This window comes from Acinetobacter sp. AOR41_HL (assembly GCF_027854645.1).
GTDB lineage: Bacteria > Pseudomonadota > Gammaproteobacteria > Pseudomonadales > Moraxellaceae > Acinetobacter > Acinetobacter nosocomialis.
The window spans coordinates 120733-135242 of sequence record NZ_JAKTHZ010000050.1; the positions used below are offsets into that span (position 1 = coordinate 120733).

16 protein-coding genes are annotated in these 14510 nt (G+C 40.3%); 2 read left to right on the top strand and 14 right to left on the bottom strand.

Annotated elements, in window-relative coordinates; genetic code table 11:
- Positions 1 to 12: 12 nt before the first annotated feature.
- From MKL35_RS18910 to MKL35_RS18950, 9 genes are read right to left on the bottom strand one after another with little or no spacing between them, the layout of a single operon-like run.
- Positions 13 to 837, bottom strand: coding sequence for an alpha/beta fold hydrolase (locus MKL35_RS18910; protein WP_106479737.1), 825 nt, complete (start codon positions 835 to 837; stop codon positions 13 to 15).
- Positions 838 to 873: 36 nt separating this feature from the next.
- Positions 874 to 1395 (bottom strand): cupin domain-containing protein, encoded by a 522-nt coding sequence (locus MKL35_RS18915; RefSeq protein WP_000211626.1) that lies wholly within the window; start codon positions 1393 to 1395, stop codon positions 874 to 876.
- 23 nt (positions 1396 to 1418) lie between these two features.
- The gene (locus MKL35_RS18920; RefSeq protein WP_016804087.1) at positions 1419 to 2642 is read right to left on the bottom strand and encodes an MFS transporter; all 1224 of its coding nucleotides are present in this window, start codon (positions 2640 to 2642) and stop codon (positions 1419 to 1421) included.
- Between the two features lie 42 nt (positions 2643 to 2684).
- A complete protein-coding gene (locus tag MKL35_RS18925; RefSeq protein WP_106479739.1) occupies positions 2685 to 3896 on the bottom strand; it encodes an NAD(P)/FAD-dependent oxidoreductase in 1212 nt (403 codons plus the stop codon).
- A 29-nt stretch (positions 3897 to 3925) separates the two neighbouring features.
- Positions 3926 to 4855, bottom strand: a complete 930-nt coding sequence (locus MKL35_RS18930) for a VOC family protein (protein ID WP_032010801.1) — start codon at positions 4853 to 4855, stop codon at positions 3926 to 3928.
- Positions 4856 to 4866: 11 nt separating this feature from the next.
- Positions 4867 to 5631: an SDR family oxidoreductase gene (locus MKL35_RS18935; RefSeq protein ID WP_032010804.1), complete on the bottom strand. Its 765-nt coding sequence runs from the start codon at positions 5629 to 5631 to the stop codon at positions 4867 to 4869.
- On the bottom strand, positions 5624 to 6691 hold the full coding sequence (locus tag MKL35_RS18940; RefSeq protein ID WP_002132629.1) for an aromatic ring-hydroxylating oxygenase subunit alpha: 1068 nt from the start codon (positions 6689 to 6691) through the stop codon (positions 5624 to 5626). The genes MKL35_RS18935 and MKL35_RS18940 overlap by 8 nt, the downstream gene beginning before the upstream one ends.
- A 16-nt stretch (positions 6692 to 6707) precedes the next feature.
- On the bottom strand, positions 6708 to 7007 hold the full coding sequence (locus MKL35_RS18945) for a recombinase-like helix-turn-helix domain-containing protein (protein ID WP_000847096.1): 300 nt from the start codon (positions 7005 to 7007) through the stop codon (positions 6708 to 6710).
- A gap of 27 nt (positions 7008 to 7034) precedes the next feature.
- Complete coding sequence (locus tag MKL35_RS18950) at positions 7035 to 7340, bottom strand: non-heme iron oxygenase ferredoxin subunit (RefSeq protein WP_000118514.1); 306 nt, start codon at positions 7338 to 7340, stop codon at positions 7035 to 7037.
- Between the two features lie 273 nt (positions 7341 to 7613).
- On the opposite strand from MKL35_RS18950, the gene MKL35_RS18955 reads away from it, so the two are divergent.
- Entirely contained in the window at positions 7614 to 8426 is an 813-nt protein-coding gene (locus MKL35_RS18955) for an IclR family transcriptional regulator (RefSeq protein ID WP_000051057.1), read from the top strand.
- 45 nt (positions 8427 to 8471) lie between these two features.
- Here MKL35_RS18955 and MKL35_RS18960 read toward each other — a convergent pair whose 3' ends face one another.
- Together MKL35_RS18960 and pnuC are read right to left on the bottom strand one after the other, a co-directional pair.
- Positions 8472 to 8771 carry a hypothetical protein gene (locus MKL35_RS18960; protein WP_032010806.1) on the bottom strand — a complete coding sequence of 100 codons (300 nt, stop codon included), beginning with the start codon at positions 8769 to 8771 and terminating at the stop codon, positions 8472 to 8474.
- A 14-nt stretch (positions 8772 to 8785) separates the two neighbouring features.
- Positions 8786 to 9367, bottom strand: coding sequence for a nicotinamide riboside transporter PnuC (gene pnuC / locus MKL35_RS18965; RefSeq protein ID WP_032010807.1), 582 nt, complete (start codon positions 9365 to 9367; stop codon positions 8786 to 8788).
- Between the two features lie 247 nt (positions 9368 to 9614).
- Here pnuC and MKL35_RS18970 point away from each other — a divergent pair, with 247 nt between their 5' ends.
- A complete protein-coding gene (locus tag MKL35_RS18970; protein ID WP_032010808.1) occupies positions 9615 to 10403 on the top strand; it encodes a crotonase/enoyl-CoA hydratase family protein in 789 nt (262 codons plus the stop codon).
- Positions 10404 to 10510: 107 nt separating this feature from the next.
- On the opposite strand, the gene pgaD is transcribed toward MKL35_RS18970, so the two are convergent.
- From pgaD to pgaB, 3 genes are all read right to left on the bottom strand, one after another.
- Positions 10511 to 10930, bottom strand: a complete 420-nt coding sequence (gene pgaD / locus MKL35_RS18975) for a poly-beta-1,6-N-acetyl-D-glucosamine biosynthesis protein PgaD (RefSeq protein WP_022575072.1) — start codon at positions 10928 to 10930, stop codon at positions 10511 to 10513.
- 86 nt (positions 10931 to 11016) lie between these two features.
- The gene (gene pgaC / locus MKL35_RS18980; protein ID WP_004888283.1) at positions 11017 to 12273 is read right to left on the bottom strand and encodes a poly-beta-1,6-N-acetyl-D-glucosamine synthase; all 1257 of its coding nucleotides are present in this window, start codon (positions 12271 to 12273) and stop codon (positions 11017 to 11019) included.
- A gap of 13 nt (positions 12274 to 12286) precedes the next feature.
- The gene (gene pgaB, locus MKL35_RS18985; protein WP_002054296.1) at positions 12287 to 14281 is read right to left on the bottom strand and encodes a poly-beta-1,6-N-acetyl-D-glucosamine N-deacetylase PgaB; all 1995 of its coding nucleotides are present in this window, start codon (positions 14279 to 14281) and stop codon (positions 12287 to 12289) included.
- Positions 14282 to 14510: the final 229 nt, after the last annotated feature.

Sequence of the window (14510 nt, forward strand, 5' to 3'; positions counted from 1 at the left end):
CCTTAATCTCTCTTACGATTGTTCCTGAATCGTCAACATAATTTGGTTAAATGCTTGCGGTTGGTCGACATAACTTAAATGTCCTGCATCTTCTATGACGAAGCGCTGTTCCAACTGCAATTCCTGAGCAAGCTCTTGTATACCTAACGCAGGAGTGATTTGATCTTGCTGCCCTGCAATCACTGTGCATGGGACTTTTAAATCGGTTAAGTAATTACGTATTTCGTCATATGCCAATAAGTACGATGCATGTGTGAAACCCTGTAGGGTCAACTGTTGCATCACTTCTGAAACTAAAGCTAAGGCTTGCGGCTCTTGTTTATAAATCAAATGAGGTCCACGGCTTTGGGCCATACCTTTAGCGCCGAGTTCTTTCAACATTTTTGGTCTTTTTTCAAAAACCTGAATTTGTGTTTGTTCATCGTGACGTTGGTAGCCTTGAGCTAAGTTAGCAACAACCAAGTGTTCCACTCGCTCTGGGTAAAGTGCAGCAAATGCACTCGCCTGTAAGGCGCCTAATGAGTGTCCGACCACAATCGCTTTTTCAATTTTTAAAACATGGAATAACGCTGCCAAACGCTTTGCGTAGTCGGTTGCATTCGGTTGATCCGTTAAAAGTTCATCTGATTTGCCATAGCCCGGTGCATCCCAGGCAATGACATGAAAATGATGAGACAGCACTTCAAGTTGGTTTACCCATGAAGCAGAACCTGAACTAATGCCATGCAACAGCACAAGGTATTCGCCCTGACCAGCTTCCCGATAGGCTTGCTGCTGGCCTTGAACATTGACCGTTTTCACCGGAAATTCTGCTAACTTTTCAATGAGTGTCATCATTTTCAATTCTTTTCCTTCATTCACTTCATCAAACAATTAACGTTTGATTTGAGACAATGGATGCTCTGGTGGATAATTAGGAATTGTTGGTTTACCTGTTCCCAACATCACGCACATCAAGGCATCTTCTTGACCTGGGTTAAACAAACCACGGTAGATCCCCGGTGGAATTGAAATCAGGTCACGCTCTTTTAAACGGGTCTGGAATTTCTCGCCGTTGTGCTCAATAAACAAATCAATTTCGCCGCGGAGCATAAAGAAAACTTCTTCAACATCGTGGTGAATGTGCAAAGGACCTTCACACTGTGGTGGTAGCACCATAGTCGAAAACGTAAAGTTCTCTGCAGGTACAGTGTTGCTGTCATTTGCAACACCAGTTGCACCCGTACCCATATAACGCATTTGAGCACGACGATATTTCGGGTCGTAATCGGCTTGGAACTTCAAAGCCTCAAAGTCATATTTACGAGTCTCAAAGCGAGCAATACGTGTGTTTAACCAATCTTCTAAAGAAGCGCCTTCCGGCTGTTTCCACGATTCGAATTGTTGTGTAGTCATTTTTTAAACTCCTATACAGTGAATTAATAACGTTTTAAAAGAGGAACCAAGAACAACGACCCAATGACAGCGACTGCAGCCAAGAAGGTAATTCCCAAATTAAAACTATGTGTTTGCATCACGATGTAACCGATAAGAACAGGCGCAATTGCACTTGCAAAATTGCCTAAACCGTTAAATATTCCACCCGCAGTCGCCCCTACATTTGAGGTAGTTACTCGGGCAAGCAGAGCAAATACCGCAGCTACTCCAAAGCCCCACGCCATCGCACTTAAAGACATGGCAGCAATAATCAATAATGGCTGGGTCATAATGACCATCACATACATGAAGATGCCCGCGAGTAATAAACCGCTAAATACCTGAATAGCGCGGCGGCCTAATTTGTCAGATAAAAACGCACCCACCACTTCGCCAATTAACATGGCAATGAATGGAAAGCTTGAATACATCCCAAACTCTTTGAGATTGAATCCTTTGTCTTGCATAAGATAAGAAGGAACCCAACTGTTTAAGCCCCACAAATAAGTCATCAATGCAATGTTAAAGAGGCAAACCAACCAGAATGCGCTGTTGCTGAGCAGCAATTTAGTATTGGCAATGTGACCCTTGAAGTTGGTGCGTTTACTCTCGCCCTCAATTTCGACAGTTTTCTTGAGCTGTAAGTTACGTAAACCAAAAACAATGCTAAAAATGGCGATCAGTGTTAAACCAGCCATCACAAAAAAAGTGGTGTGCCAGTCGTGATGAGCTAAAACATTTGCAGTGATCGGGAAACCAAGGAATGCACCAATCGGTGTACCCAGTAAGAACATGGTTGAGGCACGTGCCTGCTGACGGTCTGTGTAAGTCTGTTTAACAATGGTGTATGCCAAAGCAAATAGCGGACCTTCTGCCAAACCAAGTAAAACCCGTAAAATCAACATGCCTGAGTAGCTGGTGGTAAAGCCCATGCAAAGCATGAGTAAACCCCAAGAGGTCACACTCCAGAACAGCATTTTCTTTGGGTTAAAAATGTCGCCTAAAAAGCTTAGAAAGACTGATGAAAACCCATAAGCAAGTAAAAAGCTTGTCATGAGCCATCCGAGCTTGGCTTTATCTTCAGCAATTCCCATCGAGCTTTGAAAATGTGGGTCTGAAAATAAAACCGCAATACTGATCTTGTCGAAAAAGGCCAGTACTACACACACCATAAGGACAAAAGCAGGCACCCAATGCTTTAATCCACTTTTTTCTTCATTACTCATGTGTCATTCCTTCGATTTGGTAATGAGAACCAGATTTAATGTTTACGGTTTTAACTTCATGACATTAAATTCAGCATCTGCTAATAATTTTGGATCTAAAACGGTGTTGGCTTGCATCCAACGCTTTGCCAGCTTGATTAACTTCGAGTCATTAATGGCTATCATATTCAGCAAGCGATTTTCATGGTCTAGATATAAATAGCTCACCTGATCTTCACCGCCTTGGCGAATCACCATTTCTTTAGTTTTTTCAGGTTGATACGTTCCTAAAATCTGGATATTAAAATGGTATTGATCAGACCAGAGCCAAGGAATATCGGTATATTCAGTTTCAATTCCGAGCATTGATTTCGCAGCTGCAATCGCCTGATTTTGTGCATTTGCCCAAGACTGAATGCAATATCCCAAACCCGGATGAATCGCGACATCACCTGCGGCATAAATGTCTTGATCTGAGGTCTGTCCAAAACAATTCACCACAATGCCATCTTTCACATCGAGCCCAGCGTGCACGCCTAACTCTTTCGCAATCTCGGCACCTGCACCCACTACAACACAATCAAATAACTGACTATGTTGAGGATGGTTCACCACTTCAACTTTTTGATCTGGTGCTTCCACCAAGTGAAGGCTCTTGCTGTCTAAATGAATTTTTGTGCCTTGAGCCTCATGCATATTTTTTAAAAATGCAGAAACTTCAGGACTCACACTTCTTGCACACAAACGGTCGCCATATTCAAAAATATGAACATCTTTCCCTTGCTTACGTGCAGTTGCAGCGATTTCCAAACCAATCCAACCACCGCCAATCACAGCAACATTTTTTGCATTCTTTAAAATTTCAGCCAGACGTTCACAGTCATGTACATTGCGTAAAGTCACAACATTAGGAATGAACTGCCATGTATTGACGGGTACACGGGCACGGCTTCCTGTTGCAATCAACAATTTGTCATAGGGTAAAACCTGCCCACTTTCTAAATGAACCTGCTTTTGCTCGCGATCGACTTTTGTTGCAATTTCTGGTTTATGCCATTGAATGTTGAACTCTTGGACCTGTTCTGGGGAGAACAGATTCAAACTTTCATATGTTGCTTCTTTTGAAAGTACTTGCTTAGACAGAGGCGGACGCTCATAAAACACCTGATCTTCATTTGAGACCACATGAATTTCACCCACATAACCATTTTGACGTAAGGTGCTGACTGCCCAACCTGCAGCTTGCCCCGCCCCTACAATTACAATCTTTTCCATAGCCTTTCTTCCTTGTAAAGCAATACCTGTTACACAGGCTTTACCTGACGGCGGGTTTTGTCATCAAGACCACCTTCAATCGCCCACTCAGTGAAAAGCTCTAGACGATGTTCTTCTACACGTGGCTGCCATTCTTCAGTCAAATAATCATCGTTGGTGTAATATTCAAATGCACCACCCAATGGTGAGTTGACGTACCAGAAATAAGCAGAAGAAATTGGATGACGTCCTGGTCCAATAAAGGTTGACCACTCTGAACGGTTCATATGTAATCCGCCTCCAATCACCTCATGAATATCACGAACAACAAATGCAACGTGATTTAGACCAGCAGGTTTATTTGGAACGCTAAGTAAGAATAAATCGTGGTGATAACCTTCACCGCGGCAACGTAAGAATGCACCGCGATTTTTGTAAGCATCAGATAAGTGGAAGCCTACTTTTTCAATATAGAAGTTTTCAGTAGTTGCCAAATCCGGTGTGAAAAACACCACATGTCCAATCGCAACAGGTTGACCTTTTTTATAAACAGGACTTGCTGCATTAACACGCTGAATATTGCCGTATTGGTTAATACCTTCCGTTTTAAGTTCAGGTACTTCCTTAACAAAACTTTGTTCAAAACGAATGGTCATGCCATTTGGGTCAAGACACTGAACTGTATTTTCAGTACGTTTAAAACCGTCTACATCGGCCAAACGAGCTGCCAAGTCTTCAAGGTCTTGAAGACTATCAACACCCCAAGTGACTTCACGTAAAGTTGAACCTTGCTCAATAGCAGGCGGCAAACGGTTATCATCACAATTAAATAGATAAATCTTGCTGCCGTTTTGAGTCTGGTATAAATCTGCACCTTCAATATCAGAAGTACTTTGGCTTAAACCAAAATCTGCCAAAAACTTGTTTGAAGCGGCTCTATCTTCAACTCCAAACTTTAAAATCTCGATCCCTGTAATCATTTGACTACTCCTTAGTTAAAGACAAAACCGCCATTGACCGGAATATTTTGACCTGTCACAAAAGAGGACAAATCCGACAGTAGATACAATGCTGTTCCATTTAAATCTTGTGGAAGTTGCTGGCGTTGAATCGCTCTTCCGTTGACATATAAATCATGACGTTCCTGTGGCACATACTCGGTTGCTTCAACCAGAGTCAGCCCCGGAGACAAGGTGTTGACACAGATATTGAACTGCCCCAACTCTCTTGCCATTGAACGTGTCATAGCAACAATTGCACCTTTACTTGCAACATAAGCCATCAGGTTCGGCGCACCCCAAAGTGCTGTATCTGACGCAACATTAATAATCTTGCCAGCAGTCGATTGTTTTAAATGTGGAATACACGCTTTTGTAATTAACCATGTGCCTTTCACATTAATATTCATGACCCGATCCCAAAGTTCAGGATCGTAATCAATCATATTTTTTCCACCGACATTGGTTGCAAGCGCTGCACAGTTCACAAGACCATCCAAACCATTTAACAGTTCAACGCTTTTTGCGACAGCATTTTCAATAGAGTCTGCATTGCCAAGGTCAACAGTGACTGCATGGACCTTGAGTCCTTGTTTTTGCAAGGCTTGTGCTTCTTGTTGCACGAGGTCAGATAAAATATCTGCCATTACAACTTCAGCGCCCGCCTCAGCAATGGCTTGAGCGAAATCTCGCCCTAAACCACGTGCAGCACCAGTCACTAAAACTTTTTTGCCTTGCAACAACGCTACATTAGCCATGAGCTTCTTCCTGCATCTCAATACGGTTTGATGCATTTAGCGCAGCAATTTTCTTTAATTGCTTCTCAGCTTCTTTTTTCATTAAACGGCGTAAACGTGCAAGCCCAACATCGTGTTGATATAAGAATTCTCGTGCACGTGCATTTGGCGCAAGGTTTTCTAAAATAATGCGGTCTTGTTCCAATACATCCCAATGCAATTGTTCTAAGTGATTGCGATATAAGAAGCGCCATACATTACGTTGCCAACCACTCACTTTACGACAGCGCCAGAAAAATACACGGGTATTGTTGGCATCAATTGGTGTTGCATAACCCACAATCCAGAATTCACCACCCGGACCAAATTGTTTACGGTATGGAATGGAAAGACGTAACCAACTTGCACCTGTCGAACCGTACTCAACCCAGTCAAAGTTCACACCTGTTTGGCCTTCTTTTTCAAAAACAAAACCATTTTCAGTTGTGCGGTGTTTCATCTCTGCGGTACGTTCACCTTCTGCCATTGAGTGTGACGTACAGTGCAAATATGTACCGTGCATTGGATCCATGACGTTATCAATGGCATATTGATGGTTTACTTTCCAATCTGCTTGGCAAAGGAATGAACTCCACTCTTCGCTTGCAAGTTGCTCTGGAAACTCAAGCGCTGCGGGTTGTTCATTTGCATCGATACCAAACCAGATGAAGATAGCACCATGCTGTTCAATGACCGGATAGCTCTTTAAACATTTGGTTCCAGTCATTGGACATTCATGAACGGCTGGTACATCGGCAACTACACCATCGGCACGAACTTCAACACCGTGATACCAGCAAGCAACTCGATCACCCAAGTTCCAGCCGAGTGAAAGACGAGCACCGCGGTGTGGACAGCGATCTTCAAGCGCATGAACCTGACCTTCGGCATCACGCCAAACCACAATGTTTTCACCTAAACGGGTAATCCCAACCGGATTAGCAGCGACTTCCCAACTTGCTAAAACCGGATGCCATTGGTCACGTAAACCAAGTTCTAAATATTCTTCAGCGCTTTGTGAAGTTGATACGATTGCGTTCATTTTATTCTTCCCTGAATCAATAACCTAAACGTTGCATTTCTTCTGTAAAGCTCTCAGAAGTCCATTCATCACCAGATTCACAACGGAAACCTTGCTGATTAAGTGCAGAAACAACCTCATCTAATTCTGTTGCGCCCGCAGAAAATGCCTGAATCAAGTTCTTTACAAAGTCTTGTTCGTAGAGAGTCGGTTCTTTATAACGTGTTTGCCAAACCAACAATTCAGATTGACCTGGAACTTGAATATTGTTGATACCTGCTTCGGTTGCCGGCGTTGCATGAATCCAGCTTGCCAACTTTTCATTAAATGTCTTCATTGTTCTGCTTCCTTGTACATGTGAGGACTAGAGTTGAATTTGAATATCCTGTCCTTCAACACGAACTGGGTACGTACATAGGTTTCTACACCCGGGTCCACTTTTTAGCTCACCTGTCTGAATGTCAAAAATTGCTTCGTGCAATGGACATTCCACAGTTTGATCTTCGATAAATCCTTCCGTTAATAAGGCATACGCATGAGGGCAAACATTTTCGATAGCGAAGTAATTTTCATCGACAAAAAAAACACCAATTTTTTTCCCTTCAACTTCGACGGCTTTCGGCTCATCTTCGCTAACGTCACCCTGCTGACAAACTGAGATCCAACTCATACCTTGCGTCCTCATTTTGTTTTATATACAAAACATAATTTGATTTTCAAAACACAAGCTAAGCATAATCCTCTTGGTTATTTTTTGTCAAAGTAAAAATAATTATTTAAATCAATTAACTAATAAATTTTAAATAATTTGTTACGTTTAAGAATAGAAACATTGTTTTAAATATAAAAATTGTTTTATGTAATCTTTATAATTACAATTGTTCTAAAATAAAGCATAATGCCCTAATTCGAACCCTGTTTTATTTATAGGAAAACAACACGAATGAGCCTAGAGATTGAAGAAGATTCTCAAGAATCAGAAACAACAAAAAATGATGATCGGTATTTAGTACCAGGGCTTGTGCGTGGTTTAGCCATCTTGCAAGCATTTAATCAACAAGCACAAGAAATGACGATTACAGAAATTGCCGAAATTTTGGAAGTGAACCGTTCTAGTGCATTTCGGCTTATCTACACACTTGAAGCTTGCGGTTACTTAAGAAAAGCTTCACAAAAAACGTATGCGCTTGATTCAAAAGTTATGGAGCTTGGTTTTAACAGTTTATCAAAGCTTTCATTACTTGATTTATCGACTCCTTTAATGAAAGAACTACGTGACCAGACCAAACTTGCCGTACATTTGACTGTTTTAGAAGGTACACATATTGTTTTTGTAAATAACGTTCAATCTATGGGTACGTTTACTAGCAATATTAGTTTAGGCACTCGCTGGCCTGCCCATGCGACAGTTATTGGTCAAATGTTATTGTCAGATTTACCAGAAGCAGAAGTACGACAACGCTATCGTAATTTCAATGACTGGGATAGTTACTCAGAACTGACCCCAACCAGTTTAAAAGCGTTATTGCAAAAATTGAATTATGTAAAAACTCAAAAGTCGATGGTGAGCTGGGGTCATTACAACCATGATATGGCTGCTTGTGCTGCCCCTATTTTCAAACAATCAAATGGAAAAATGGTGGCTGTCCTTTCGGTAAGTTGCCCAATTACCACTTATGATGAAAAGACCTTTAAAGAAGATATTGCCGCTCTGGTCATCGCAACGGCAGATAAAATTTCAAAATTTATCTATTAAAAAAAGCGACGTTAAGTCGCTTTTTTTGTGCTTTGATTTCATCAATTAAAAATTACACTTAAAAGTTTCACCATTCATATCCTGAAAACTCAGTGTTGAATGATTTTCTTTAATATCAAACTTTAAGTATTGCTGTTTAAACTGTACTACTGCATAAAACTCTTCAGCCCCATCATCTAAACCTGTCGCAGAGACTTGGGTCCCTTGGGGAAAGTCCTTGAGCCAAGCAACCTTATAGAAATCTGACACTGAATTAAAATCTATATATTTTGCAGGCTCAGCCATAATTTTTTCAGCAATTTGATCAAACTGTTGTTGCTTATAAGCCTCTAAACTCAACAACATGGTTATTCTCCCAATTAAAGCTGCCCAGCACCCAAGTTCTGCTTTCTTTTAACCTTTTCCCATTGATACCAACCATAAGCTGCCATTAATACAAAGGCTGCATATAAGGCAGAAGTTAAAAATAGATCTTTATAAATAAACATTCCCACATAAATAATGTCGACAAATACCCAAAGTATCCATGTCGCAATATGCTTTCGGCTGGTCCAGTAAGTGGCAAGCAAACTAAATGCGGCAAGCTGTGAGTCGAGCATCGGCACCGCTGCATCGGTAAAGTTTTTAAGTATCAGACCAAAGAGCAAGCCACCTACCGCGGCAATGATCATTTGAAAAATTGCAACCTTAGGAGCTATTGGTTCTATACGAATGTCATGATCTTGCTGCTTTCCTTTGAGCCAATAGTAAAAACCATAAAAATTTACAGCCATAAAAAAGAACTGCAAAATCGTTTCACCATAAAGCTTAAATTCATAAAACAAATAAGCGTATAAAACAAAGGCGAAGAAATTAAACAGCCAGCACCACATATTACGGATTACCGTTAACCCGACACCAATGAGGCTAATTAAGACTGCAAAAATTTCTAGAGGTGACATAAGAGAAGCTGCTTATTGAGATCAATTTAACAGCGTATTATGAGAAAAATATGAGACTAAGCAAACTGCTAATTTAAATAAATCATGAAAATTGACATTATCTTAGGATCTGTCTTTTCGTATGAAATTGATTTACTTCAATACATACACAAAAGAAATACTGATCAAGTCACTAACAATTTCTATTTGCTAGTTTTTAAATGATTGTTTAAAAGATAATTAAAGACAAATAAAAGAGCTTGAAAATATGTCAAATCAAGAAGGAAAAGTCAGCCGTGAAACTCGCGGACATATTTTTTTAATTGGCTTAGATCGCGCAGCAAAACGTAATGCCTTTGATAGTCACATGATTAAAGACTTATCACTAGCGCTCACCGAATATGAAAATAATGACGCCCTGCGCTGTGCGATTGTTTTTGCTCATGGAGACCATTTTACGGCGGGTTTAGATTTGGTTGAGTTACAACCTAAGCTTGCTACAGGTGTTTTTGATTTTAGTGAAAATGAAATTAACCCGTGGGGCACAGTAGGCCGAAAACTGAGTAAACCTTTGATTGTGGCAGTACAGGGTTATTGCTATACCGCTGGCATAGAACTATTTCTTAACGCAGATATTGCGATTGCAAGTGAAAATACTCAGTTTGCTCAAATGGAGGTTCAACGTGGTATCTTACCTTTTGGCGGAGCAACTGCACGTTTCACTCAAGCCGCGGGTTGGGCCAAAGCCATGAGATATTTGCTTACGGGTGACTCTTTTGATGCCAAAGCAGCTTTTGACATGAACCTCATTACAGAAATATGTCCAGAAGGTACAGAGCTTAAACGTGCCATAGAACTCGCTGAACATATTGCTCAAGCAGCCCCCCTTGCCGTAAAAGCCACTCTTGCCTCTGCACGTGAAGCTATTAATGAAGGTTACGAGGTTGCTTTTCATCAATTGCAAAATCATCTACAACCTTTACTCACCACAGAAGATGTTCAAGAAGGTGTTTTCGCCATGCTTCAAAAAAGACCACCAGTGTTTAGAGGTAAATAAAATCGATTTAAACACTAGGCTTCGGGGTCTAAAATTTATGACTCACTAAGAGTAAATATGCAAAAAAGAAAGCCCACATGAAGTGGGCTTTCTTTTATTTATTAGATTTATTCAACTCTAACGATTTTACCAAATTCATCATGGTGAACGACCGTAATTTTTTGGCTACGGCCCTGTTCAATTTCTTGTTCTGGCAAATCAAAGTAACGTGCATAATCATCTGTCTGTTTCATGTTAAGTGCACTCCCTCCAACACGGCGTTCAGGCAACACATGACTCCAGAGCAGCAAGCCAATTGCACAAGCAATCAGAGCAGTAATGCCATGTTCAATTCCTACACCAAAAGCACTAAACAAACGATGTACTAAATGAGTTTTTTGGAGCTCTGCCAATACCCAAATAAATACAAACGGACGCCACAACAACAACCAACCGCCCCACATCATGGCTGTGCTTGTTGTAGAAACATAGCGTTTGTGCCATGGTAGTTGACGACGTAAATCAATAATCAACGAATTTGTCTTCATTTCTCTTTACCTAACGAAGTGCTGCGGTTTTTCCCCAGACATCAATACAGCACGATCTTTAAAATCTCATGACTCTTGCATTTCATCTAACGAATGCCCCGATCCGGGCTCACCCAACGTGCTCGTTTCTCATCTCCACGTCGTAAGACCTTTGGAAATGCCACAATGGTTGCCGAAATGGTGATTAGCCAAAAGACCAATGGATACCAGATCATCCAGAAATAATTTTTTCCTAGATGCGGTTCATAGCGACTATCCATCCATTTGCTTAAAGCAAACTGAATTAGACAGGTTGCCCCCAATAAAATACCGCTACCATACGGTAAAAATGGGGAACTCACAACGGCTAAAGCAGGGATTGGTAAAATAAAATGTACCAACCACAATAAAGCCATTGCCAGCATTAAATATGACCATACTAAAGTTAAGCAAAGCTCAAACATTAGAGGCCATAAAAAATTCAATTTTGGTTTGGTGAACACATCAATGTTTTTAATTAAAACCTGTGCTCCACCCATTGCCCAACGTAAACGCTGTTTCCATAAACCATTTAAAGTTTCAGGCATCAGAATCCAAACCAAGGCATTCGGTTCAAAACGAATGTCCCAGCCTGCACGCTGCAACTTCCAAGTAATGTCGATGTCTTCAGTCAACATATTTGGTGACCAATAATCGACTTGATGAACAGCACTTTTACGGAAAGCTGTAATTACACCAGACACTGTAAATAAACGACCAAATGTACGCTGTGCACGTTTAATCATTCCCACAATCGAAGAAAACTCACCGACTTGAATACGGCCTAACAAAGTTGAACGCGTACGTATACGTGGGTTTCCAGTTACAGCTGCAACCGTTGGGTTCTGAAGAAAATGACGAATCATCCATTTTGCTGCATGTGGGTCAAGCAAAGCATCACCATCGATACCAATTAAAAATTCGGCATCGGTCATCAGGCTACCCGCCTGTAGTCCCATCGCTTTTCCTTGGTTTTGTGCAAGGTGAACAACACGAAGTTTTTCGTATTGTTCAGCTAAACGATCGAGCACTTCACCCGTATTATCCGAACTACCATCATTAATCGCAATGACTTCAAAATTTGGATAATCCAATTTTAAAGCATGGCTAATGGTTTCCTCTGCATTATCACCTTCGTTAAAGCAAGGGATGAGTACAGCAACTTTCGGATAGCTTTCTAATGGAGCGGGTTGATCATAAGGTGGAGCCTTACGTTCCTTCCAATAGAAAATGATCGCACCAATCATCCATAGATATGACATAAACAATGGATAATAAAAAACGAATTTTAGGGCATGCGACCATATTGCAGCAAAGATTGTCATGTTTCAGCCTCGTCTATGGCACAAGACGAGATGACTTTTCAGCAAATGCTTTATGCATCACGTTCACGTCCGGATGATCTTTAATTGGGTCATCTGGATAGTATGCAACATGCATTGCACCTTGTTCATAGAGAGAATGAATCGTCGCAGCCATTTCAGTTGAAGGTACCTTTTCGTTATTACGCCAGTTTGTTGCCTGTAGCTCAAAAACTGTTTTCTTAATGCCATTTGGATATTTTTTCACGCGATCAACCATATCTTTATAGAATTGATCTGGATTTTTCACTTGCTCCATATAAGGCATCGCCATAATAGCAGTAAAATCATAACGGTTTAGTGACTCTTCAAGTGACTGAGAGTACCAATTTTCCGCATATGGTTTTAAAGCCACTTGCGCATATAAATTACGTGCTGTTAACAGGAACGGTTCATATTGACGAACCTCATCAACAAGCTGCATCGCAAAATCATCTAAATATCTTGTTTTAAATGCAGTCCACTTTTGCAAATCTTCGTCATTCGCACGAATTTTTGCCAAGTCTGTTGGTAAACCTTGTTTTGCATAAGCTTTTAAAGCATCTGGACTTGCATCTTCATAATCAGACAAGGTCACATCGTCATGGAATAAAATTCCATTAAAAGACGATGATTTTGCTAAATCTTCATATATTTCACGGATAGTTTGACGCGCTTCTGGTGAAAAAGGACTTAAACGAATGTATCCCATATTGAGGTGTCCACTCGTCTTATCCTGTTGGGTCACAACCAAGTCTTTTGATACTGGATCAGTTTTTGGTAGTTCCCATGCCAATAATGGCATCCACGCATAAATACGGCTTACAGGAGTACGTGTTTGAATTTGCCATGCAACACGGTTGAATAAATCAGCACGCATAGGAATATGTCGATTTGGGAAGTATACCATATCGGCAGAACCATTCGCATCTGCATCAGAGAAAGCCTGCAAATAAACTGTATTTACACCCATTGCATTAATACGGTCGAGTAAATTACCTAAATTGCGCTCTTGCTGTTGCGGGTCTGGATCATAAATATAGTCGAGATCCACATGCATGATTTTTTGCGGACGATTATTATCCGTTAAATTTAACTCACGATTTTTAATTTCTTGAGCTAAATCATTCGTGCTCATTCCACCCTCTACCAAAATACGACTCATATTTTGTAGAGACTGTTTTGCATGATCTGCCCCATCATCAAGTGTGATAGTAATTGGCATACCAAGCTTTTTAGCAATTTGAACAGTTTGCATATTATAGCGACCATATGGCCACACCATAATACGTGGTGAACGTATACCATGTTCTTTAAGCAACTGATTATTCTTTTTTAAATCATTATAAATTCGGGTCTGATATTGGCTGTCATTTTCATACGTTTTAGTTTTTACGTCATAAAAACGAGTTGTCGCCGCAGGTTCAGAGTTGCCTTGTGGGTTACCAGTAATACCACGGTGTAAATGATAGCTGTGGCTTGCAATTTCAACAAAACCGCTGTCTTGCATTTCTTTAAGTTCAGGCCAGCTCAAGATTTTATCACGTGAAATTTCTTCGCCAGAAAAATCTACTTTTTGATTTGCTTTTGGCTCTAGCCATGAACCAACAACAGCAAGCACTACCGGGATTTTTTTAGCCTTAATAACTGGATAGGCATTTTGATAAAAAGACTGATAACCATCATCTACAGTTAATAAAACTGGCTTGGTCGGCAGTGCAGCTTTGCCCTGATGAGCACGAATCAACTGATCTACAGTAATAAAATGGAAACCATTTTTTTGCAGCCAATCGATATGCTCACCAAATTGTTTTGTGGTCACTGCATATTGAGGAATTAAGGCATTTTTAGTATCGGTAATTTCATGATAGCCAATAACAGTAAGTTCTGAAGCATCTATTTTAGGAGGCTTAGCTAGTGCCATACCTGACAAGCCTGCTAAAGCTAAGCCAAGCGTTAGATTCAACAAAGGAGATGCAAAACGGGTAATCATGAAATAGCGTCTCAATAGCAATATAGATTATTTATGTGAAATTTAAACTTAAGAACTAAAACTCTTATTTATTTAGTTCTTAAGCTCAAACTGCCCCAAAAGAACAGTTTTTCAGTTCACCTTTATAATGAAATAAACTGAAAATAATCTTAAATATTCAAAAAGCTAAAATATAAATAACGAATATATTCATATTTAAAGCTTATATAAAAAAATCAAACGGTAAAAT